Origin of the sequence: Diplocloster modestus (genome assembly GCF_019042245.1) — a bacterium.
In the GTDB taxonomy this organism is placed as follows: domain Bacteria; phylum Bacillota; class Clostridia; order Lachnospirales; family Lachnospiraceae; genus Diplocloster; species Diplocloster modestus.
Map to the genome: position 1 here is coordinate 78,604 of NZ_JAHQCX010000012.1, position 22,487 is coordinate 101,090.

Here is a 22,487-nt window from a genome sequence, read left to right on the forward strand (position 1 = left end):
TCACAGAAAAGGCCGCCCGCTTTGACGAAAAGATCTGCTTCCGGTTCCAACTCTTGTAAAAGGAATTGCCGCACGAATCAGTGCGGCCTTCTTTTTTATATTCAATAGGAACTCTTTTTTAGAATTATAATCCTTTTCACACAGTTATCCTTGTGTTAAAATAGTTCAAGAATGAATATAAATACGAATGAGGAATGAACTTTATGCAAAGAAAACTATGGGATTACTTCCGGATGGGAGCTGTCGGTATTCTTCTGGTGGTGGCCCTTCTGGCCGTCGGCTGTTCCAAGCAGGAGGAAGCCGGCAGGGATAAGGCTGAACCAACAAAAACACCGGCCTCGCCGAAAACAGCAACATCCACTCCCGCGGCATCTCCGTCGGTGAAACCTGCGGATACGATGGAACCTTCCGAAGAGTCAGAAAACACAGGGGAATCATCCGGGATGACGCCGGAGCCTACCGTCAAACCAGCCACAAAGTCCTGGGTAAAGATGGCCTGCCTGGGGGACAGTATCACCGATTGGGGTGAGATCTGGATCAATGTGGTGCAGGAGAAGCTTTCCTTTGAAGAGATGTATAATCTGGGGATAGCCCAGTCGACCATCGCGGACAGCGACAAGGATCCGTTTTACGCCAGGTACCAGAGTATTCCGGCGGACAGTGATCTGATCTTCGTGTTTGGAGGAACCAATGATTTCTATCAGAATATCCCACTTGGAGCGGCTGATTCGGAGAATCCGGGAGAGTTCTGCGGAGCCCTGAATGTGCTGTGCACAGATCTTAGGCAGGAGTATCCGGACGCCCTTCTGGTATTTGCCACACCGATCCAGAGAACAAGCGCTTATGGTCCCGGACCTAACGAGGCAGGGCTCATGCTGGCCGATTATGGAGAGGCGATGAAAGCGGTGTGCGGCGGCTGCGGGGTTCCGGTGATCGATCTGTATAATGGAAGCGGAATTACAGTCGACAATGCGGACACTTACCTGGAGGACGGACTGCATCCTAATGCAGAGGGCTATCAGCTGCTGGGAGAAGTGATTGCTGCTGAATTGAAACGATGGATGAAGTAACTGGAGGAGTATTCCTTCCGTAATGAGGAGGTAGGAGAAACAGATGGCTTTTTTATATTTTCTGGAAGGGATCAGGAATCCCGTGTTAAATGCGTTGTTCCAGTTTTTTACCTTTTTCGGTGAGGAGCTGTTTGTGATCGCCGCGATCTGCCTGCTCTACTGGTGTGTGGATAAGATACTGGCCTATAAAGTGGCCTTTTCCTACTTTGCTGCAGGCCTGATGGTGCAGGCTTTGAAGATCACATTCCGGGTTCCCAGGCCCTGGGTGATTGATCCGAATTTCAAACCGGTGGAATCCGCGGTGGGAACGGCGACCGGATATTCCTTCCCGAGCGGACATACCCAGGGGAGCACATCTTTATTTGGCACGATAGCGCTTGCCTCAAAAAAGAAGTGGATCAGAATCGTGTGCGTAATCATGTTCCTTATGATCGGCTTGTCCCGTATGTATCTGGGAGTCCATACGCCCAAGGATGTGGTCACGGCCATGATTCTGGCGCTGGTGGTTGCGTGGCTGGTAAATAAAGTATTGGACAGCTACCTGCTGGATCACCGCAACGATCTGAAAATATCGGCGGCTATGTTCATCATTGCAGTTCTGATTATCATCTATGCGCTTTGCCTGTATGGAAATGGAATACTGGAATTTTGCTATGCCGAGGACTGCTGTAAAGCGGCTGGTGCCGGTCTGGGTTTTTCGGTCGGTTGGTACATCGAGAGACGGTTTATCAATTTTGATACCAGGGCGGCCCTTCCGGCACAGATACTCAAAGTGCTTATTGGGCTGGCTGTAGCCATAACGCTGCAGAACGGACTTAAGCTGGTGCTTGGCACCACGCTTCCCGCACATTGTATCCGTTACTTCATATTGGTCATATGGGTGATCGTACTGTATCCCATGATATTCAAACGGTTTATAAAAAAATAGCAGCGTTTGAAAAAGGTTGCTTATGGTAAAGGTATGGCACGTAAGCGGCTAAAGAGCAAAGGTACTGATCACAGATAAGGAAATCATGCCATAAAAAAATCCCTTCCGACGATGCTATAACGCATCTTTTGGAAGGGATTTTTAAATTATTTCTGACTGGCCCGTTTACGAAGCTTGGGATCCAGAATTTTCTTACGAATTCTCAAATGATTCGGAGTAATCTCTAACAGCTCATCGGTATCGATAAACTCCAGACACTGTTCCAGACTCATTACCTTCGGAGGGGACAGCTTCAGCGCTTCGTCTGAACCGGATGCACGGGTATTGGTCAGCTGTTTGCGGCGGCAGACATTTACTTCGATGTCATCCGACTTTCCATTCTGTCCGACTACCATACCGGAATAAACTTTTTCGCCGGGTCCGATAAACAAGGTACCGCGCTCCTGAGCGTTAAATAACCCGTAAGTGATCGATTCACCGGTCTCAAAGGCAATCAAAGAACCCTGTTTACGATACTGGATATCTCCTTTGTAAGGACCATAGTCATCAAAGATCGTATTCATGATACCATTTCCTTTGGTATCTGTCATGAATTCCCCCCGGTAACCGATCAGGCCTCTGGATGGGATCGAAAACTCCAGGCGGGTATATCCACCATTAGACGCTCCCATGTTCCTTAATTCACCTTTACGCTGCCCCAGCTTTTCAATGACGCTGCCTGAAAATTCGTCCGGCACGTCGATGAAAACCAACTCCATGGGTTCCAGTTTTTTCCCTTTTTCATCCTCATGGTAGATTACTTCCGCTTTGCTGACTGCGAATTCATAACCTTCCCGTCTCATATTCTCAATCAATACAGACAGATGCAATTCTCCCCGGCCGGAAACCTTAAAGGCTTCCGTGGTTTCCGTCTCTTCCACGCGAAGGCTGACGTCCGTATTCAATTCCCGGAACAGACGGTCTCTCAGATGTCTGGATGTGACATATTTACCCTCCAGTCCGGCCAGAGGGCTGTCATTTACAATAAACTGCATGGAAATCGTCGGTTCGCTGATCTTCTGGAATGGAATGGCTACCGGATTATCCGGAGAACAGATGGTGTCCCCGATATGAATATCCGCGATACCGGAGATCGCGACGATCGAACCGATGCCCGCTTCCGATACTTCCATCCGGTTTAAACCGTCAAACTCATAAAGCTTGCTGATCTTAACCTTATTTCTCTTATCCGGTTCATGAGCGTTCACCAGAACCGCTTCCTGATTTACCTTAAGGGAGCCGTTATCCACTTTACCCACGCCGATCCGGCCCACATATTCATTATAATCAATGGTACTGATCAGAACCTGAGTGTCCGCGTCGGGATCTCCCTCAGGCGCCGGGATATAATCCAGAATCGTCTCGAAGAGCGGGATCATATTCTGAGGATCCTCAGTCAGATCCAGAATGGCATAGCCGGCTTTCGCAGAGGCATACACAAACGGACAGTCCAGCTGTTCGTCCGAGGCGTCCAGATCCATAAAAAGTTCCAATACCTCATCAATGACGGTATCCGGCCGTGCTTCCGGGCGGTCGATCTTATTAATACAGACAATCACCGGAAGGTTCAGTTCCAAAGCCTTCATCAATACGAACTTCGTCTGAGGCATCGGACCTTCGAACGCGTCGACGACCAGAACGACCCCATTCACCATTTTTAAAACACGTTCCACTTCACCACCGAAGTCCGCATGTCCGGGCGTATCGATGATGTTGATTTTAGTACCTTTATAATGAACCGCGGTATTTTTCGACAAAATGGTAATTCCGCGTTCCCGCTCGATGTCATTGGAGTCCATGACCCGTTCTGCGACCTCCTGGTTTTCACGGAAAACACCGCTCTGCTTCAGCAGCTCATCAACCAGTGTGGTTTTACCATGATCTACGTGGGCGATGATTGCGATATTCCGAATATCCTCACGTTTGGTTTTCATAAAATGTCCTTCTTTCTTACTAATTAACAAAATTAAGCATTGCAACTTACTTAGTTTACCACATTTTGGCGAGATTACAAGGCATTGCGGTAATAAAGTCGAAAATTTTGGAGGGCGGAGCTGGGGGGGGCTCCGCGTGGGGGGCGGAAAACCCGGGATCACTGCGGGGATAGGTTTGGGGGCGGATACGCCGGTCTGCGCAAGAATGCTGCCTGCGGGCTTAGGGCTGAATGCTGTGCAGCTGCTAAGCAAACTCCGGAAGCCGGATTCAGGAACCGAGCCTATTCGTCAGGAACGCTGGATGCGTTCCCGACTCAGAGGCTCTTGCCCGTCGGACGTGAAGTCCGCCGTGCATCCTGAATCCGGCTTCCGGAGTTTACTAAGCAGCTGCACAGCCGCCCTATGCCCGCAGGCAGCGTTCTTGCGCAGACCGGCGTATCCGCCCCCAAACCTATCCCCGCAGTGATCCCGGGTTTTCCTTGGTAGGTGCGCAGACATCTTGGTAAATGGAGCTTATTTTATATAGGAAGTTAGACGTGTAGAAATAGGAAGTTAGCCGTAGAAGACTTTTGGATCTAAGAGATAACGGGGGGAGGACATGGATTGGAATTGATTATGGAAAGGGAATGGAAAATATTACCAGCGAAAAATCGGTATTAAAATGTAATAATTTTTAAAAAGATGAATAAGCTTTTATAAATTGGAAATAATTGTAAAAAATTTCGTAATTTGAGTTCTAAAGGTTATTTTTACGGCATATATATTCTATTAACTATAAGAAAAACAAGGTACATCGTCGGACAGTGTGATGCTGTCCCAAGAGGAAGGGAGTAAAATTTCATGACAGATAAGGTAATCGATAGGGTAATCGAAAACAATCAGGTAACTATTATAGGGGAGATCATTTCGGATTTTTCATTCAGCCATGAGGTGTTCGGGGAGGGCTTCTACATGGTGGATGTGAACGTGAGGAGACTCAGTGATTCCTATGATCGTATTCCGCTGATGGTATCTGAAAGGCTCATTGATGTGACCAGGGATTATCGGGGAGAATCTATACAGGTGGCCGGACAGTTTCGATCCTACAACAGGCACGAGGAGAAAAAGAACAGACTGGTTTTATCCGTTTTTGTAAGAGAGTTGGAATTTATTTCTGAGGAAGTTGAAAATGCCAAGACGAACCAGATTTTCCTGGACGGATATATCTGTAAACCGCCGGTTTACCGGAAGACTCCGCTGGGCAGGGAGATCGCGGATTTGCTTTTGGCGGTCAACAGGCCGTATGGTAAATCGGACTATATTCCGTGTATCTGCTGGGGCAGAAATGCCAGATATGCCTCCGGGTTTGAGGTGGGAGGACATGTGGAGATCTGGGGCAGGATTCAGAGCCGGGAATATATGAAGAAAATAGATGAAAATGATGCGGAGAAACGCATCGCTTATGAAGTTTCCGTCAGTAAACTGGAGTATATCGAATAGCAGACCGGAGTGTGTCGAATAGAAAAGATTTGCAAATTCTGTGAATATATAGTAACATAAGGGAAAATGTTTACAGTAGGTTTTACTTCCACGGAATGAAGAGGTGCATTATGAATAGAGGACTCGTACAGGTTTACTGCGGTGGCGGCAAGGGAAAGACCACGGCGGCTCTGGGACAAGGAATTCGTGCAGCAAGTCAAGGCAAATCCGTGATTATAATCCAGTTCCTGAAAAGGAAGAATGAAGAAGAGATCGACTTTATCAGGCGTCTCGAACCGGAGATTAAGCTGTTCCGGTTTGAGAAGAATGAAGTGTGTTTTGATGAGCTCGATGAGGAAAGTAAAAATGAAGAGATCATGAACATCAAGAACGGTATGAATTTTGCCAAAAAGGTTTTGGTTACCGGGGAATGTAATGTTCTGATTTTGGATGAGATTCTGGGCTTGCTGGATCATGAGATTATAGGCCTGGACGATGTGAAAGTGCTGATCGATGCCATGGACGAGGAGACGGAATTGATTATGACAGGTATCCATGCCTGCGAGAAAATGATCGGTATCGCCGATGCGGTTTATCGTATAGAAACTGTTAAAACTCCAAATCCGTGATTGACATTAGAGCGGAACTTGTGCTATAGTAGCGTTAAATTAAATACCGAGTTAGATAGAGGTTGCGTTTTTCATGAGTACATTACCGGATTGTGGTCAGGCACGTAAGAAGGTATGGAAAGGGACGAACGCCGAAGGGGCAGATTTCCTGATGATTTGTTGCCTGGGCATATAATTAATAGTTATATGACTGTCATCGTAAAAGATGGGGCGCTATCCAAAGAACAAGGTCGTTGATATTTCTACGGCGTAGATTTCTTTACAGGCAGACTCATCAGTCTGCCTTATTTTATTCTATTGGAAAATATCCTATTTTAACTCATCCGCCAAATAAGAAAGGAGAGGATTTTAATGGCATTATTTGAAGGAGCAGGTGTGGCAATCATCACACCGTTTACAGAAGACTTAAAGGTGAATTACGACAAACTTGGGGAACTGATTGATTTCCAGATTGAAAATGGGACCGACAGTATCATTATCTGCGGAACCACCGGTGAGGCTTCCGCTATGACCCATGAGGAACATCTGGAATGTATCCGGTATACGGTAGAAAGAGTCGCCGGCCGGGTGCCGGTGATCGCAGGAAGCGGGTCCAACTGGACCGATACGGCTGTCTATCTGTCCCAGGAAGCGGAAAAACGCGGAGCGGACGGTCTGCTGGTCGTATCCCCCTATTATAATAAGGCCACACAGAAGGGATTATATGCACACTTCAAAGCGGTCGCGGATTCCGTAAAGATTCCCATTATCCTTTACAATATCCAGGGACGTACCGGTGTCAATATTCAGCCGTCCACCCTGGTGGGACTGATCCGGGATGTGGAGAATATCGTGGGAGTGAAGGAAGCCAGCGGCAATATTTCACAGGTGGCAAAGATCATGAGTCTTGCCCAGGAGCAGGGAGTTACCGTGGATCTGTACTCCGGCAATGACGATCAGGTATTGCCGCTCTTATCTCTGGGGGGAAAGGGTGTGATCTCGGTTCTGTCCAATGTAGCGCCCCGCTTTACCCATGATATGGTGGCCAGATATATGGCGGGCGATGTAAAGGGAAGCATGGAAATGCAGCTGAAAGCGATTCCGCTGATTGACCAGCTGTTCTGTGAAGTGAATCCGATCCCTGTTAAAGCGGCTGTCAATATGATGGGGGTTGACGTGGGCGGCTTAAGACTGCCGCTGACGGTTATGGAAGACGCACATCAGATAAATTTAAGAAGAGCGATGGAGGAATTCGGAATCCCGCTTGCGTAAGGAGGAACGTACCATGATAAGGGTGATTATGCATGGCTGTAATGGAAAGATGGGGCAGGTGATCACCGGTTTGATGAGAGGGGACGCCGAGGCACAGATCGCAGCCGGTGTGGATCCTTTTACAGGAACGGCGAATGATTATCCGGTATTTGCGAACATAGAGGACTGTGATGTGAAGGCGGATGTGATAATCGATTTCGCATCGGCGAAAGCGGTGGACGCACTGCTCGATTACAGTGTGGATAGACAGATTCCCGTGGTATTGTGTACCACCGGATTGAGCGAAGAGCAGCTGGAGAAGGTAAAAGCGGCCAGTGAAAAAGTTGCCATATTGAAATCCGCCAATATGTCAATGGGAATCAACATACTGCTGAAGCTGATCCAGGAGGCGGCCAGGGTGCTGGCGCCGGCCGGATTTGATATGGAGATCGTTGAAAAACATCACAATCAGAAGGTGGACGCTCCCAGCGGGACAGCGCTGGCCCTGGCCGATGCCTTAAGGGAGGCGCTTCCGGATGAATATACCTATGTGTATGACCGCAGTCAGAAAAGGGAAAAGAGAGATTCCCACGAGATAGGCATCCAGGCTGTACGGGGCGGTTCGATCGTGGGGGAACATGAGGTTATTTTCGCAGGCACGGATGAGGTGATTACCTTTGAGCATACCGCATATTCCAAGGCTATTTTTGGAAAAGGCGCGGTTCAGGCGGCGAAGTTCCTGGCCGGAAAGCCGGCAGGGATGTACAATATGAGCCATGTGATCGAGGGAAGCTGTTAGAGCGGGGGAACCTTTTTGGGGAGTACTGCATATAGTAAGGTATATGTTAGTGTGAAGGAGCTCTCTAATGAACATGGAGTTTACCCCTTTTTATATGAACTATCCGGAGCCGGTATATAATTATGCGGGTCTGGAGCAGGATTGGGATATGGAGAGGCTTAAGAACCTGTATCCGAATGTGGCGAAAGAGGTCCAGACGGTCGTGGAGGACGAATGCGATAAGCTGGAGTACGACGGCAGCGTAATGTTCGACGAATATCCGGATCAGCTGATGTTCCGGAGAATCTGCGGAAACATTTACAACAGAGTAAAACATCTGGAGGGCGGAGTGCAGGCGGTTGAGGTGCAGACGGAAGAGACAGAGGACGTCACTTCCATGAACTACAGGAGGCCTTCCAGAAATAACTGGCTGGAAGACATGATCGCTATTATGCTGGTGAATGAAATGCATAGGAGACGCTGCAGATACAGAAACTGCAGGGGATGGTATTAAAAGAACATAGAAAAATGGATCGGTAACCGGTAATGGCCGGATGCCGGTCCATTTTTTGTCGTTGTTTCGTTGATTAGAGTTACTTTTATACACTAAAAATACACTCTGATTCAAGAAAATAATTCTATTTTCCTATATCCTAACTATATCGGGATAAGGTATCGATAAAGCAGAGGAGGTAAATCATGCCATTATATGAATATTCGCACAATGCAGAAAACCGAATCCGTGTATCAGAAAAGACGGCAGCGTCTGTTGTCAGCGGAAACAGCGAGGTGGCTCGTTCTATTCTGGAGCAGATCCGCCAAAAGTATGAGGCAGGAAAAAGTACGGTTTTGGTAGCAATGGAAGGATGGTATGGGGTAGAATGGGCACCGCTTCTTCGCGGACTTAATGACTGGGGAAAACGTATGAGTATCGGGGTGGATACGGTCTTCGCAGCCGGCCTGTTTAAATCCAAAGACATGATCATGCAGTATAAACAGCCGTATTTGACAGAGGACCCCAGCTTTGGCATCGTTTGTGAGGACGGCGTGCTCGAGGATCTGATGGACGAAGAGAAATGTGAGGCATTGCGGGAGAAACTGATCCACAGCGGAAATCAGCAGACGGCTGGCTGCACGGCAATTTTTGTTATCGGATACGGATCAGGAAGCAGGAAGTTTAATGATTTATATGATCTGTATTACTATTTCGATTTCACCAGACAGCCTCTTCTTTGGAAGATGTGGGATGGCAGGCTGGCGCCCTTTGGCTGGGAGAGCAGTAATCCGGACTATAATTGGAAGGAATACTATTACATAGATCACTATCTCCTTCTGAGGCAAAAGGATTACGCGCTGCAGCGTATGGATTATTACGTGGAGTGTGTGGACCCGGAGCATCCGAAATGTATGCCCCGTGAGAGTTACGATGAGATCATCCGGACGCTTGTCCGCTATCCGGTCAAAGAGGTGAAGATCTTTCAACCCGGCAACTGGGGAGCATACCGGTATAAAGATCTGTGGGATGTACCGGGACTGGGCTGCAATGCGTGGAATGAAACGGCCGGACCGGAGCTTAGCGTTCTGGTTGATATCGGGAACGATGAAATGATCCAGATGCCGGTGATGAATTTGATGCAGTATCCGGAAGAGTTCGTCGGATCTTATATTCATGATACTTATCCCGGTGTACTGCCCTTTGATGTCTGGCTCAATGACGGATACTTTGACACCCCCCAGCCTGCAGAACGGACCAGCATGCCTTTGCATCTGCATCCCAGCACGGATTATGTGCGCCGAAATTTTAAAGAGCCTCTTGGGAGATATGAAACTTATTATGTGGCGGAAGCTTATGAGGACGCGAATACCTGGCTGGGTTACCGGGAGGATGCGGATCTGGAGGAGTGGGAACGGCTCTGCCGGGAATCAGAGAACCAGGTTCCAATTGAGAATTGGCGGGATTATGTCATCCGCTGGGACAGCAGCGAAGGGGATCTATATCTGATTCCGCCCGGAACCGTTCATGGACATGGCGGGAATCAGCTGATTCTGGAGATGGATACCTGTACCAGCAATGCGGGAACGGAATATTCTTTTTTTCTGTATGATTTTGCCAGAAAATCCTGGGAAGATTCCACACAGGATATGACGGGCCGGCCGCTTAAGATGCATACGGAACATGGGTTTTGCATGGATAAGTGCCGCAGGGAAAAATGGGTGAAGGATCATCTGCTGGCAAAACCCAGGGTACAGGACTGGAACAAAGAGTACAGCATGGATCAATATGATACCGTACCGGAAATGCCGTTTCATATTGAACGAATCCACTTTGACAAGCATGGAGAAAATTCGACCGGGGGAAAATATATGCAGATTCTGACGCTGACGGTGGGGGATAAAGTAGTGCTAAGATCCAAGGAAAATCCTCAGTACCAGTCTCAGATAGAGAAGTGGCAGAGTGTGATCGTACCGGCTTGTTTCGGTGATTATGAATTGATTCACGAGGGAGCGGGCGGCTGCACTGTGGTACAGCTGCGGTGGAAAAAAGGCTGAAGGAGGAAGAAAAAATGCCATCTGTAAAATTAATACCTGCCCCGAAGATTGTGTATCCGGGAGCCAGAGTGCCGGAAGTGAATGACAAGAGCCAAACGGACTGCCACAGTCCGGGATTCTGGGATTCAGAAGAAGGACGTTTGTATATTTTTAATTCCTGGGAGCTGCCGTGGAGGACTTCCGGTACCAGTCTTAATGATCTGGGGCCAAGTGAGCCTGTGACCCTGGATGTACTGCAGAACGGCGGCGAGTGGCTGGAGGGGATCTGGAAGGTTCCGAATGGGAAACTCTATGGTTGGTACCATCTGGAGCCGGACGGCCTGCGTAAGCCTGGTGATTATTACGGGAGCAGCCAGGTGCAGCAGGAAAAAACAGAGACGCTGCGAACAATGAGTATTCCGCCGGGCAGCAAATTTTTTGAACGCTACCCGACGAAGCCCAAAGTCGGTGCCCTGGTGTCAGAGGACAAGGGGAAAACCTGGAGGGATCTGGGATTCATTCTTTCCGCACCGGAGGACCTGGTATCCGCCACATCTTCGGATGCCTGGTATTTTGGGGGAGAAGGGGATTTCGGAACCTGTGTGGATAAGGAGGAAGAGTTTGTATACTTCTTTATCACCACCTTTTACGGGGGAAAAGAGAATCAGGGGCTGGGTTTTGCCAGGATGAGCCTTGAGGATCTGGATCAGCCGGCAGGAAAGGTCTGGAAATGGAGAGACGGAAGGTGGCAGGAACCGGGAATCGGCGGATATGCCCAGCCGGTCATTCCCGTGTTCCAGGACTGGCACAGCAAACAGGCCAACGCATTCTGGGGGCCGGTTGTCCACTGGAACACCTGGCTTAACACCTATGTCATGTTCCTGAACCGGGTGGATGACGGGACCTGGAACATGGAGGGGTATTATGTATCCTTTAATCCCGATATTTCCAATCCGCTGGGATGGTCTGAACCGGTAAAAATTCTGGATGGAGAAGAAGCCAGACAGGCGACCGCGCCGGACGGCAGTATGACCGGGTGGTATGTCAGCGTATTTCCCGCGGAAGATTACCACAATGACAACCGGATAGGACACAGAGCCAGGCTGTTTGCTACCGGTACTTCCCTGTGGGAAATTGAATTTGAAAAATAAACGGTTCCGTGAATAAGGAGGAGATCTTTGTCATGCTGCACAGGGAAATGTTGGATTATGTGGGGGATATCAGTCAGATCGGCGGCATAAAACGCTATCAGATGCTGGAGGGAAAGGCCAAGGGGGTAGAAGCGGTAGATGTGGACGACGGACAGGGCCTGCGCTACACGATATTAATCGACAGAGGTATGGATCTGGGTAAACTGGTATACCGGGACTGCGGGTTTACTTTCCAGGCAGCCGCGGGTGTCACTGCCCCGCAGTATTACAATGAGCGGGGCGAAGAATGGCTGCAGAGCTTTGGCGGCGGTTTTCTGACCACCTGCGGACTGACACAAGCAGGAGATCCCTGCGTGTTCGAGGGTCAGCCCTATGGCCTTCACGGACAGGTTTCCAATCTTCCGGCCAGACTGGAGCGATGCGAAGCGGACTGGCAGGGAGATGACTATATGATGGAGGTGGCTGGCAGAGTTTGTCAGACCCGGCATCAGGGGGTTCAGATGAGTGTCAGAAGGTCCATTAGGACTGCACTTGGAAGCGGGCATATCCAGATAGAGGACCGGATCAGCAACCAGTCATCTGACCGGTCTGCGCTGATGCTTTTGTATCATATGAATTTTGGATATCCCTTTTTAAGTCCCGATACCAGGATGTATATTCCGGCCCGGCATACGGAAGGGTGGGATGAGTTTTCGAAGCGGCATATGGAACAGCAGGAGGAGATGCCGGTTCCTTGTGCCCGGGCTGCGCACTACACCTATCTGCATGAACTGCGGTCGGACAGCGCAGGAAACACAGGTTTTATGCTCTGGAAGGAAAGGGATGATAAGTTTATCGGGGTACAGGTGAGATATAATCAGGCAAATCTGCCATATCTGGGACAATGGATGTACCCGAAAAAAAGAGATTACATTATGGCCCTGGAACCGTGCAATAACCATATCAAAGGTACAGCGCTTGAAGAGCAGTACGGTACGCTTCGCTCACTGGAACCACAAGAAGAGGTGACATGCCGGCTGGATATCCGGTTCTTCTCGACCCGGGAAAAATGGAACGAACTAAAAACTGAACTGGAAGCCCTTACGCGCTGACAGGCATGTTAATTGGAAGGGATGCTGCGGCCGTATTGGGTCGGAGTGATCCCTTCCAGTTGTTTGAAAACCTTGCAGAAATGCTGGCAGTCACAAAAACCGGTCTCCAAAGCGATATCCGTAATACTGTATGAAGTGGCACTTAATAATTTTTTTGCTTTTCCGATCCGCAGACGGATGAGATATTGCTGAATGGTCAGCCCGGTAGCTTCTTTGAACAGCCGGCTCAAATATCTGGGATTCAGATGTACCAGATCAGCTATGTTCTTAAGGCACAATGGATACGTATAGTTCTGTTCCAGATAGTTCAGCACATCATAGAGAAACTGCTGTCTGCCCGACCGGCCTGCGGAATGATCCGTTGAGATGGCACAGCGGCGGTACAGGCAGATAAACAGATCCTGGAGAATACACAGCATCTTCTGACGGCGGAATTCCTGGCCGGCGATATTTTCAAAATGCATCTCCAGAAAATAAGACTCCAGACCCGCCAGATTCATAGACTCCGGGTAAGCCGACAAACGGCAGCAGCAGCCGTAAAACCGGTCGGCCAAATCGGGGGTATCAAAGCTGAAGTCCAGATAATACATCTGAAAATGTCCGCCCTCCCCCAAACTGCTGCCGGAGATCTCCAGTAGATGGACATCATATTTTTTGACTGCGTGGGTGATCCCGTTGAGATATATTCTTGTCTGCCCGCTTAACAGGTAGATGATCTCAAACATTGGCTTTGCGCTCTGTTTCGGGGTATCCCACCCGCGGTCTACCCAGACGCCGGATGATAAAAAGCGGATGGAACTGCCGTGGCAGCAGATAAAATCGATGACTTCACTTAGCTGTTTTTGAAGCTGCGAATTTTGCATTCCCCTTCCTCCCATGCTATCGTTTAGCGCAAGTATAGCACGCCATTTGGCAATGGGAAAGTAAATGGATATGGAATATTCAGATTGTCTATACTGATTGAAATATTATCCATTTGGTTTTGCAAATAAAACAGATATAATAAACACATCAAATAAACGGGAGGTAATATGAATGAAGAAAACATGCAGTATGTTGCTGGCACTGGTCCTTATGGTTTCGCTGACCGCCTGTGGCTCGGATAACAGCGGCTCTGCCGCACAGCCGGACAGTCAGTCACAGGAAGCCGCACAGCCGGACGGGCAGTCAAAAGAAAACGAACAGCCGGCAGCCGGAAATTCAGAAACATCCGGCAGCGGCGTTACGCTGACTCTTATGGGTTCAAAAAGCTGGTTCAAGGATGTAGACAATGAAGTTTATCAGCAGTTTGAAGAAGAGACTGGAATCAAAGTGGAGCTGATCACGAATCCCGATGATATGAACAATAATATAATGGGGGCCAAAATTGCGACAAAAGAGCTGCCTGATATCGTGGAATATTACAATGGCGGGACCGGAGAGGCGGCTTTACTGGCGGAAGAGAATTTCCTGGATATCACCAGTGATCCATGCCTTGAAAATGTGAACCAGGATCTTCTGGATAAGTTTTCCAAATGGGATGGTGTTGTCTATGGTTTCCCCATTGCGGGAGCACAGTATTGGGGAATCTATTACAATAAGCAGATCTTCGCGGACCTGAATCTGCAGATTCCGAAGACATTTGAAGATCTGGAAAATGCCTGCCAGAAAATCAAAGATCAGGGAATCACACCGATATACCTTGCGGGAGGAGATGTCTGGCCGGTAGAAACATGGTTGGATACGTACTGGGGATCCTACATAGCGGCCAAGACAACCGATTTCTGGGATCAGTATGGGGAAAATAAGATAAAGCTTGCCGATCTGCCTGAGGCTGTCGAATGTCTGGAACGCCAGAATGATTTTTATAAAAAAGGGTATTTCGGAGAGACTGCCATGTCGGATACCTGGAGCGGCCAATACAGTGCATTATATGAAGGAACGGCGGCCATGTTAGTGTTTAATGATTCCTGTTTTGGTGAAGGAATGGAAAAATACCCGGATTATGCGGAAAAACTCGGCTTTATGCCTTTCCCGGTTGATGGAAGTGATTGTTATGGCGTCACCTCGTCGAATTCACTGTACATCAACAAGAACAGCGAACATATCGACGAAGCCCTCCAATTATTCAATTTCCTGGCACGTCCGGATATTGTTGAGAAAATGTATACCGCGAAACAGCAATCTCCCTGGTTTGACAATGTATCGATCGATAGCCTGCTTCCCCAGATTAAAGAAGCACAGGAGGCAGTAAGGGAAGGCAGAAGCGGAGTAAGCTGGTTTGACTTTATCCCGGCCAGTTATGGGAATTCATCCTTCGAGCAGATACAGGAAATGTTCCTGGGCAACTGCGGTCCTGCTGATGTGTTAAAAGCCATAGACGATGAGATAGCGAAGAACGCCAAGGCACAGGGGATACCCGGCTGGTGACAGCGATAAACATAAAACGCATTCCTGCGAACGAGAATCGCGTACGTGGAGGTAACCATGAAGAACCTGGCAATCTATGTGGCACCCGGAGCAAATCCGGGTGCCGCAGGCACAAAGGAGAATCCGTTTTCGACCCTTAGTGAAGCAAAGAAAAAAGCGAAAGACCTGCAGAAAGAATACGGCTGTAATATCATTGTATATCTGCGGGGCGGGGAATACCGGTATCGGACCCCGGAAATTTTTACTGCGGATGATTCCGCCATAGATGGGACAAAAATAACTTACCAGGCTTATCCGGGTGAACAGCCTTTCATCGGAGGATCAATTCGCATATCCGATTGGGAAAAGGCGGCTGAAAAGGATGAATACACCATATGGAAAGCCAAAGTACCGGACGGCGTGTATTCCAGACATCTGTACATAGACGGGCAGCGCTCTGCCAGAACTAAGACCGGGATACAGAAAAATACGGCCTGGGAAACGGTTCATTCGGACGCCTTCCGAAGATACCGGAAAACAGGCTGCCGTGATAACGGAGAAAGACAGTGCGATATTTATGAGGGATACCTGACACAAGACCCGGTGTTCCTCACATGCCGAAACCCGCAGGACATTGAATTTGTCTATGATGTGGGATGGACACATTCCATCTGCCCGGTAGAATCCGTCAGCGAAACAAAAGATGGTATCTTCCTGAAGATGAAACAGCCCTGTTTCAAAGACTGCCAAATTAAAATCGGCATGCAGATCGACGGCCCCAGCTATGTAGAAAATCTATACGAACTGATAGGTGCAGGCGGCGATTGGTATCTGGACAGGCAAGAGAACATTCTCTATGTGGCGCAGCAAAACGGCGTCTCCATAGACGAACGGATAGTAGAACTTCCGATAGCCGAACAATTGGTGATCCTGCGGGGAGAAAAGGACAGGCCGGTCAAAAACCTGGCGTTTCGGGGTATTACATTCCAATATACCACATTCCTGAATCCGGGCATCTACGGCCATCCCGACGTGCAGGCCAACATTTTAAAAGATCCGGCTGATGACGAACTCACCTATTCCTACTTTAAAAAAACACAATCCTGTGTCATATTGGACCATACAGAGGGAATTATATTTGACAGCTGCCGTTTCCTGCATCTTGGAAACGGGGCGGTAGATATACAACACGGCTCCATAGATAACCGCCTTACCTACTGTGAAATCAGCGATATAAGCGGAAACGGCATCCAGGCCGGGGATTTTCAGGAGACCGACGCCCACCCTTCTGACAGCCGCGTGATCGTGCAGAATAATACCGTGGAATACTGCTATATCCACAATGCGGGGGCAGAATTCAAAGGATCCGTAGGCATCCTTTGCGGCTATGCGAAAGGACTCCATATCATTCACAATGAACTGTGCGACCTGCCCTACTCCGCCATCTCCCTGGGCTGGGGCTGGGGTTATGTGGACCCGGATTCCGACACCCGCTATTCCTACAAACCGCTGCCGCATTTCAAGCGTTACAGCGAAGAGAGCGTCTGCAGGGAACATGAAGTCCGCTGCAATTACATCCACCATGTACTTACCGAGTTACACGACGGCGCCGGAATATACACCTTAGGACTGCAGCCCGGCACCAAAATCTTACAAAATCTGATAGCAGGCAATTACCAGGGTATCCCCTACCCGGAAGAAATAATGGTCCACAATTCCTGGAAAGGGCACCAGGATGAAGCGTACACCCGCCAAAAAGGCTTCCCCGGCGGTATCTATATGGACGAAGCCAGCGGAGGCATGGAAGTACGGGAAAATATCATCTATCAGACCGTAGTCCCGATCCATTACCACAACATCATGGAAGAAAAAAGATTCTGCTCAAACACAATCCAGGGAAACACGATAAATAAAAAACCATGTGATCCAGGATACCCCCACGAAACCGCGGCCCAGACAGGAATCACAGCCAGATAGAACGATCCCCCCTCAGTTCGTCTCACCAGCCTCCCATTTTTCCCGGTATTCCGTGGGAGACATACCGGTCTCTTTCCTGAACAGCCGGCTGAAATAAAGCGGATCGGTGAAACCCACACAGGACGCCACATCTTTAAGGAGGATATCAAGATTCCCGCTCAATAATTTCTTTGCGTGTTCGATACGGATCTGATTCAGGCAGCGCAGAGGGGTCACGTGATAGGCAGTGCGGAAGACATTACACAGATATCCTGCGGAGTAATGAAATTCTTCGGAAAGGTCATTTAATGAGATCGGCTGGTTATAGTTCTCTTCCAAGTACTTATTAATCTGAAAAGCAAAATCATAAGATGAGACTGCGGATAAGGACGCGGTCTCTTCTTTTTGGAACGGGATCTGATAGATCCGGCTGGTTTGCTCCAGAAGCTTTTGAAAGGAAGAAGATGAGCTCACCGCCTGCATCAGATCCAATTCCAGATCCGCATGGAGCGTAGTGGAACTGAATTTGAACAAATGTAAAATCTGACGCAGCAGGATCTCCATCTGAAGCTGGGAGTAATGCTCTCCCTGGCAGGTTTTCAGAAAACGGGCGTATTCCGCGGCAAATTTTTTCTGTTCATTCGAGGAGATCGCAAAGGACAGCCTGGCTTCAGTATCCTTTGGGAGATAGGGATAGGCCAGATTGTCGGATTCATAGTCGTAGTATAGTGTCTGCGAGATACCCAGTATAATATGCTGTTTCAGGGAAGCCCGCAGCCTGCGGATCTCTTCCAGAATTCCATGGCTGTCCACAAGGGGACGTCCAATCACCATGGTGTTATTGGGGATAAAATCCAGAAGCCGTTCCCAGAGCTTCGCAAGAGTATCCTCATAGGCCAAAGGATCCGTTTGGAATCCCAGGATCATGATATTCTCGTTGGTATATTTACCGCGGACGATCCAGAAAACGGCGTCCGGTAGCAGCTGCTGTACCATATCACTGAATTGTCCGGAATATTGTGGAATCGCTTCCAGGATGGATAACTGATCCTCTGTCACGATAGGGCCGGCACAGGAATAGGCACACAGATAGAAGGGGACAGCGTCCAGGACAGCGGGAATACGGGGCGGCTGCGGGGACTGGGAAAACGCCAGCCGGAAATAATTCGTGACCTCCTGCTGCTTACGTCCTTCAATGACAGCGGCCACATCAGACAGCGTGCGTATCACTTCATCCGGCATCAGGGGTTTTAACAGATAATCCGACACATTCAGGCGCAGAGACGTTCTGGCGTATTCAAAGTCGCTGTAGCCGCTTATGATGATGGTCATGATTTCGGGATAGTCCCTTGTGGCCCGTTCAATCAGCTCAAGACCGGTCATCACAGGCATACGGATATCTGTGATCAGCAGGTCGGGGGGATTTTTCCTGATTTGCTGCCAGGCATCCTGCCCGTTTAAGGCGGAGCCGATAATTTTCAAAGGTACATCTGACGCATTCAGAAACGTAATCAGCCCGTTTAACAATAGCTTTTCATCCTCAGCGATAAATACTTTAATCATGAATCTGCCCTCCTATGATAACCGTTGCGCCCGCCGGTGACGAATGTATCTCAAATACAGTATGCGTTTTCTGGAGAATGTAAAGGCGGGAAAAGGTATTTAATACGCCCAGCTCTTCCGATCTCATAAAGGAAGAGCGGCCGCTGTCCAGCAGTGCCCGGATTTTCTCCTGTTCGGCGGTAATTTTCTGCAGCGCTTCCTCGGAAAAACCGCATCCGTTGTCCGTCACACGGACAGTCCAGAGCCGTTCCTTTTGTTCGCCCTCGATTTGTATGATCCTTATTTCCCGGTCACAGTCGAAACCATGATAAATACAGTTCTCTACCAGAGGCTGAAGGATCAGCCGGGGTACCCTGACCGACAGGATGGACTGGGGAATTTCAATGTTATATTTTAACTCGCCGTCATAGCGGTATCGCATAAGCTCCAGATAATGCCGTGTATACTCCACTTCCGTATCCAGAGTGGATTCCTGTTCTGCATCCAGGGTGTAGAGAAGCATGCGCGAGAGGTGGGAACACATATAGACTACGTTCATATTTCCACTTTCCAGGGCGGATGAACTGATAGCGGCCAGCGTGTTGTTCATAAAATGCGGATTGATCTGAGACTGAAGAGCGGCAATCGTAGCCTGAAGTTCCCGGGCCTGAGCTTCGGAGGTAAGAGTGGCAAACTGCTTTAGTTTCTGCAACATATGTCCGGTAACTTCGGCCAACTGCCTTGTCTCATCCGTGGTGCATTCATCCGGGCTTATGGGCAGCGTATAATCCTGAAAATCGATCTTCTTCACCGCGCTGGTCAGTTTTTCCACAGACTGCGAGGTATAGCCGCTTACGGAATATACGATCAGGATGCAGAGAAAACACACGATCAAAGTAAAGAAAACAGTAGTGTTCCGCACCTGGTAAAGATCGGAATACAGTACGGACTGTCTCTCTACGGCGACCAGAGTCAGGTTATTCTTCAGTTTGGCGCCGCCCAGTATTTCATCTCCTGTTTTTAACAGGCAGGAATCCGCAGCGGCCAAATGCTGTTTCACATTCTGCAGTCTGGTAAGACCAATGTCCTGTTCGGAAGAATTCTGCGGCTGGGCACTCAACGGATACAGCATATTTCCACTGTCATCATAGACAAAGATCTCCATATCCGGAGATAAACTGCATATTTTATCCAATATGTCATAAGGCTGCTGTACCTCAACATAACCATAGGAACCATAACCATATTTCATAATTCTGGATGCACTGTAGATGAACGTGCCGTCATTTCTGTTCTCCGAAAGCGGGTCGGGAAACGGGCCCTGGATGCACAAAGCCCCGCCCTTTTCATCGGAAGCTTTTAGCAGATCCAGCTGTAAGATATCGGATGTACGAAGATTCCGTCTGGATGAGCCTACCGAACAATAGTCACCCTGCATACCAAAAATACTCACTCTGGAAGCCTGGTTGGTGATCGAACTGTAAGCCGACATGATCAGGGAACAATTCTTCTTGATCTGTGAATTATCGTCAAAGAAATTAGAGCTGTTCGTATCCGCGTTGGCGGCTACCAGGGATTCATAGATGATATTGCTGTATACCAGCTGGACCGTGATATTATTCATGGAAGTGAAGTAGTCATCTGTCTGGCTTGCGATCTGGGTGACAAGCCGTTCCCAATCTTTCAGGTATCTGTCCTTCGAGCTTTTGTAATCCCTGCCAAAAAACAGCAGGAGATATAGACCTGCGATCAATATAACAATTAGTGTAAACGACACAAATAAATTCTTTCGAAGTGTCCGCCTCTTCATGATAGTCTTCAGGATAATCTCACCCCATTCTCATTTCCGGATCGAGCTGCCCGGTACAGCAGGAAGATCTTGTGATCCTGCTCTATTTCTATTATAACAATGGCTTGGGAGGGAGTATAGGGGATATGAACCATAAATTAAGAATGTCCATATCGACCTTCAGATTGTCTATTTAAGAAAAATGCCCGGATCGGTATGATTAAGAAAAACAGATAAAGGAGGTGCTGTGAATGAAGAAAAGCAGAATTTACCCGCTCTATTTTGCCATACCGGTTCTTCTGCTGTATGGGATTTTTTATCTGATACCGATTACTTTCGGGGAGGTGTTTGCCTTCACGGATTGGAATATCTATGTATCAGACGTCCATTTTAACGGATTAGATAATTTTATACAGATATTTACAGATCCATCCATGTCCAGAGTTTTTTGGAGGTCAATCGGTAATACCATCTATTATGCCATCGGTACACTGGTACTTACCAATGTGATCGCTCTGATGTTAGCACTGGCATTGAATAAGGGCCTGAAAACACAGACATGGCTCAGAACCGTATTTTTTATCCCTGTCGTTTTGTGTCCCCTGGCGATCGGCCTGCTGTTCACAGCGATGTATAATCCCCAGTACGGTATCATTAATACGATGATAAGAGGGATGGGGCTTGAGAGTTTCGCCCGCCAGTGGACGGCAGATCCTGCGACCGCCATGAACAGTGTTCTTTGGGCAGGGATCTGGAAGGGAGTGGGATTCTCCACAGTAATTTATATCGCCGGGCTGCAGGGGATTCCGAAAGACTACTATGAGGCCGCTGCCATCGATGGAGCCGGCGGAGTGCAGAGGTTCTTCCGGATCACGCTGCCGCTTCTGATCTCTTCCGTGACCATTAATCTATTCTTAAGTTTTGTGGGCGGCCTGAAGATCTTTGATCTGATCATCTCGATCACCAAAGGCGGACCCGGCACCCAGACGCAGGTGCTGGCCACCATGGTTTACAAAGAACTGTCCTCCGGCAGATACGGTATGGCTACGGCCTATGAGCTCATGCTGAATATTCTGATTGCGGGATTTGCCTTCGCGGGCTTAAGCCTGCTGAAGAAAAGGGAGGTGGAGTTCTGATGGGCATACGAACAAAGAAAAGCCGGTTTGCCCGTGTACTTCTGGAGATATTCCTATGGATACTTTCCCTGACGGTATTGTACCCGATTGCTCTGGCAGTCATAAATTCCCTGAAAACGTCGGCGGAGGCGGATCTGTTGAGTATATCCCTGCCGCAGAGCTTACATTTTGAAAACTATGTAAAAGTATTTGAAGAGGCAAATGTGTTACGGGCCTTTGGAAACGGCATGCTCATAACCGGAACTGCAGTTCTCTTCTGCGTCCTGTTAAGTTCCATGGCAGCTTATGTACTTTCCAGAAACCGGTCGAAAATGAATCGTTTTCTATATTATCTGCTGATTTTAGGGCTGATATTTAATATTTCCATGATTCCCACGATTAAGATCATGCAGACACTACATCTGATGAATACGCTGGCTGGCCTGATTTTATTGGAAGTGGCCACATCGGTATCCTTTTGTATTTTTATTTACCACGGCTTCTTTCCGTCGATTCCCACAACCATTGATGAAGCGGCTGTCATAGACGGCTGTAATCCGCTGCAGGTATATTTCCGGGTAGTGTTCCCGCTTCTGAAACCGGTAAACGCCACAATCATTGTAACGGTGTTTCTCTCGGTCTGGAATGAATTTCAGCTGCCGTTATATTTTATGAGTGATCCGAAAAAATGGACGCTGCCGATGACCATTTATAATTTTTGCGGCAGATATGCATCAGAATGGAACCTGGTATTTGCGGATGTGATTCTGACGATTATACCGGTGCTGATCGTGTACTTCCTGTGTCAGAAATATATCATCGAGGGTATGACCTCCGGTGCGGTGAAAGGATAAGAGTGT

The 22,487-nt window shown here is 48.4% G+C and carries 18 protein-coding genes and 1 riboswitch; of the genes, 14 read left to right on the plus strand and 4 right to left on the minus strand.

The features are described from left to right. Positions 1 to 203: 203 nt before the first annotated feature. Positions 204 to 1,070, plus strand: coding sequence for an SGNH/GDSL hydrolase family protein (locus KTH90_RS16510; protein WP_238727069.1), 867 nt, complete (start codon positions 204 to 206; stop codon positions 1,068 to 1,070). 43 nt (positions 1,071 to 1,113) lie between these two features. Further along, positions 1,114 to 1,998, plus strand: coding sequence for a phosphatase PAP2 family protein (locus tag KTH90_RS16515; protein WP_158351398.1), 885 nt, complete (start codon positions 1,114 to 1,116; stop codon positions 1,996 to 1,998). A 146-nt stretch (positions 1,999 to 2,144) separates the two neighbouring features. On the opposite strand, the gene typA is transcribed toward KTH90_RS16515, so the two are convergent. After that, positions 2,145 to 3,971 (minus strand): translational GTPase TypA, encoded by a 1,827-nt coding sequence (gene typA, locus KTH90_RS16520; protein WP_158351399.1) that lies wholly within the window; start codon positions 3,969 to 3,971, stop codon positions 2,145 to 2,147. An 840-nt stretch (positions 3,972 to 4,811) separates the two neighbouring features. Between typA and KTH90_RS16525 the strand changes: the two genes are divergently transcribed. From KTH90_RS16525 to KTH90_RS16560, 8 genes are all read left to right on the plus strand, one after another. Then, on the plus strand, positions 4,812 to 5,450 hold the full coding sequence (locus KTH90_RS16525; RefSeq protein WP_158351400.1) for a single-stranded DNA-binding protein: 639 nt from the start codon (positions 4,812 to 4,814) through the stop codon (positions 5,448 to 5,450). A 110-nt stretch (positions 5,451 to 5,560) separates the two neighbouring features. Further along, complete coding sequence (locus tag KTH90_RS16530) at positions 5,561 to 6,058, plus strand: cob(I)yrinic acid a,c-diamide adenosyltransferase (RefSeq protein WP_158351401.1); 498 nt, start codon at positions 5,561 to 5,563, stop codon at positions 6,056 to 6,058. Positions 6,059 to 6,106: 48 nt separating this feature from the next. Then, a riboswitch (Lysine riboswitch) is annotated at positions 6,107 to 6,282 on the plus strand. 127 nt (positions 6,283 to 6,409) lie between these two features. Next, positions 6,410 to 7,309: a 4-hydroxy-tetrahydrodipicolinate synthase gene (gene dapA / locus KTH90_RS16535; RefSeq protein ID WP_238727070.1), complete on the plus strand. Its 900-nt coding sequence runs from the start codon at positions 6,410 to 6,412 to the stop codon at positions 7,307 to 7,309. A 13-nt stretch (positions 7,310 to 7,322) separates the two neighbouring features. Then, entirely contained in the window at positions 7,323 to 8,087 is a 765-nt protein-coding gene (gene dapB, locus KTH90_RS16540; RefSeq protein WP_238727071.1) for a 4-hydroxy-tetrahydrodipicolinate reductase, read from the plus strand. A gap of 67 nt (positions 8,088 to 8,154) precedes the next feature. Beyond that, positions 8,155 to 8,580, plus strand: coding sequence for a hypothetical protein (locus tag KTH90_RS16545; protein WP_238727072.1), 426 nt, complete (start codon positions 8,155 to 8,157; stop codon positions 8,578 to 8,580). Between the two features lie 185 nt (positions 8,581 to 8,765). Next, positions 8,766 to 10,616 carry a cupin domain-containing protein gene (locus KTH90_RS16550; RefSeq protein ID WP_158351405.1) on the plus strand — a complete coding sequence of 617 codons (1,851 nt, stop codon included), beginning with the start codon at positions 8,766 to 8,768 and terminating at the stop codon, positions 10,614 to 10,616. 14 nt (positions 10,617 to 10,630) lie between these two features. Further along, positions 10,631 to 11,746, plus strand: coding sequence for a hypothetical protein (locus KTH90_RS16555; RefSeq protein WP_158351406.1), 1,116 nt, complete (start codon positions 10,631 to 10,633; stop codon positions 11,744 to 11,746). Between the two features lie 32 nt (positions 11,747 to 11,778). Beyond that, a complete protein-coding gene (locus KTH90_RS16560) occupies positions 11,779 to 12,837 on the plus strand; it encodes an aldose 1-epimerase family protein (protein WP_158351407.1) in 1,059 nt (352 codons plus the stop codon). An 8-nt stretch (positions 12,838 to 12,845) separates the two neighbouring features. On the opposite strand, the gene KTH90_RS16565 is transcribed toward KTH90_RS16560, so the two are convergent. Next, positions 12,846 to 13,700, minus strand: a complete 855-nt coding sequence (locus KTH90_RS16565) for an AraC family transcriptional regulator (RefSeq protein WP_238727073.1) — start codon at positions 13,698 to 13,700, stop codon at positions 12,846 to 12,848. Between the two features lie 172 nt (positions 13,701 to 13,872). Between KTH90_RS16565 and KTH90_RS16570 the strand changes: the two genes are divergently transcribed. Further along, complete coding sequence (locus tag KTH90_RS16570) at positions 13,873 to 15,246, plus strand: ABC transporter substrate-binding protein (RefSeq protein WP_158351411.1); 1,374 nt, start codon at positions 13,873 to 13,875, stop codon at positions 15,244 to 15,246. 57 nt (positions 15,247 to 15,303) lie between these two features. Next, positions 15,304 to 17,202 carry a right-handed parallel beta-helix repeat-containing protein gene (locus tag KTH90_RS16575; protein ID WP_158351412.1) on the plus strand — a complete coding sequence of 633 codons (1,899 nt, stop codon included), beginning with the start codon at positions 15,304 to 15,306 and terminating at the stop codon, positions 17,200 to 17,202. A 12-nt stretch (positions 17,203 to 17,214) separates the two neighbouring features. Here KTH90_RS16575 and KTH90_RS16580 read toward each other — a convergent pair whose 3' ends face one another. Beyond that, positions 17,215 to 18,744 carry a response regulator gene (locus KTH90_RS16580; RefSeq protein WP_158351413.1) on the minus strand — a complete coding sequence of 510 codons (1,530 nt, stop codon included), beginning with the start codon at positions 18,742 to 18,744 and terminating at the stop codon, positions 17,215 to 17,217. Continuing rightward, positions 18,737 to 20,533 (minus strand): sensor histidine kinase, encoded by a 1,797-nt coding sequence (locus tag KTH90_RS16585; protein WP_158351414.1) that lies wholly within the window; start codon positions 20,531 to 20,533, stop codon positions 18,737 to 18,739. Before KTH90_RS16585 ends, KTH90_RS16580 begins: the two co-directional genes overlap by 8 nt. A 230-nt stretch (positions 20,534 to 20,763) precedes the next feature. Between KTH90_RS16585 and KTH90_RS16590 the strand changes: the two genes are divergently transcribed. Both KTH90_RS16590 and KTH90_RS16595 read left to right on the plus strand, forming a co-directional pair. Beyond that, a complete protein-coding gene (locus tag KTH90_RS16590) occupies positions 20,764 to 21,648 on the plus strand; it encodes a carbohydrate ABC transporter permease (protein ID WP_158351415.1) in 885 nt (294 codons plus the stop codon). Next, complete coding sequence (locus tag KTH90_RS16595) at positions 21,648 to 22,481, plus strand: carbohydrate ABC transporter permease (RefSeq protein WP_158351416.1); 834 nt, start codon at positions 21,648 to 21,650, stop codon at positions 22,479 to 22,481. Before KTH90_RS16590 ends, KTH90_RS16595 begins: the two co-directional genes overlap by 1 nt. Positions 22,482 to 22,487 lie beyond the last annotated feature (6 nt).

Excerpts from the sequence above, each read along its gene's own strand:
- KTH90_RS16510 (WP_238727069.1), top strand. The coding sequence starts at position 204 with ATGCAAAGAAAACTATGGGATTACTTCCGGATGGGAGCTGTCGGTATT.
- KTH90_RS16515 (WP_158351398.1), top strand. The coding sequence starts at position 1,114 with ATGGCTTTTTTATATTTTCTGGAAGGGATCAGGAATCCCGTGTTAAAT.
- typA (WP_158351399.1), bottom strand. The coding sequence starts at position 3,971 with ATGAAAACCAAACGTGAGGATATTCGGAATATCGCAATCATCGCCCAC.
- KTH90_RS16525 (WP_158351400.1), top strand. The coding sequence starts at position 4,812 with ATGACAGATAAGGTAATCGATAGGGTAATCGAAAACAATCAGGTAACT.
- KTH90_RS16530 (WP_158351401.1), top strand. The coding sequence starts at position 5,561 with ATGAATAGAGGACTCGTACAGGTTTACTGCGGTGGCGGCAAGGGAAAG.
- dapA (WP_238727070.1), top strand. The coding sequence starts at position 6,410 with ATGGCATTATTTGAAGGAGCAGGTGTGGCAATCATCACACCGTTTACA.
- dapB (WP_238727071.1), top strand. The coding sequence starts at position 7,323 with ATGATAAGGGTGATTATGCATGGCTGTAATGGAAAGATGGGGCAGGTG.
- KTH90_RS16545 (WP_238727072.1), top strand. The coding sequence starts at position 8,155 with ATGAACATGGAGTTTACCCCTTTTTATATGAACTATCCGGAGCCGGTA.
- KTH90_RS16550 (WP_158351405.1), top strand. The coding sequence starts at position 8,766 with ATGCCATTATATGAATATTCGCACAATGCAGAAAACCGAATCCGTGTA.
- KTH90_RS16555 (WP_158351406.1), top strand. The coding sequence starts at position 10,631 with ATGCCATCTGTAAAATTAATACCTGCCCCGAAGATTGTGTATCCGGGA.
- KTH90_RS16560 (WP_158351407.1), top strand. The coding sequence starts at position 11,779 with ATGCTGCACAGGGAAATGTTGGATTATGTGGGGGATATCAGTCAGATC.
- KTH90_RS16565 (WP_238727073.1), bottom strand. The coding sequence starts at position 13,700 with ATGCAAAATTCGCAGCTTCAAAAACAGCTAAGTGAAGTCATCGATTTT.
- KTH90_RS16570 (WP_158351411.1), top strand. The coding sequence starts at position 13,873 with ATGAAGAAAACATGCAGTATGTTGCTGGCACTGGTCCTTATGGTTTCG.
- KTH90_RS16575 (WP_158351412.1), top strand. The coding sequence starts at position 15,304 with ATGAAGAACCTGGCAATCTATGTGGCACCCGGAGCAAATCCGGGTGCC.
- KTH90_RS16580 (WP_158351413.1), bottom strand. The coding sequence starts at position 18,744 with ATGATTAAAGTATTTATCGCTGAGGATGAAAAGCTATTGTTAAACGGG.
- KTH90_RS16585 (WP_158351414.1), bottom strand. The coding sequence starts at position 20,533 with ATGAAGAGGCGGACACTTCGAAAGAATTTATTTGTGTCGTTTACACTA.
- KTH90_RS16590 (WP_158351415.1), top strand. The coding sequence starts at position 20,764 with ATGAAGAAAAGCAGAATTTACCCGCTCTATTTTGCCATACCGGTTCTT.
- KTH90_RS16595 (WP_158351416.1), top strand. The coding sequence starts at position 21,648 with ATGGGCATACGAACAAAGAAAAGCCGGTTTGCCCGTGTACTTCTGGAG.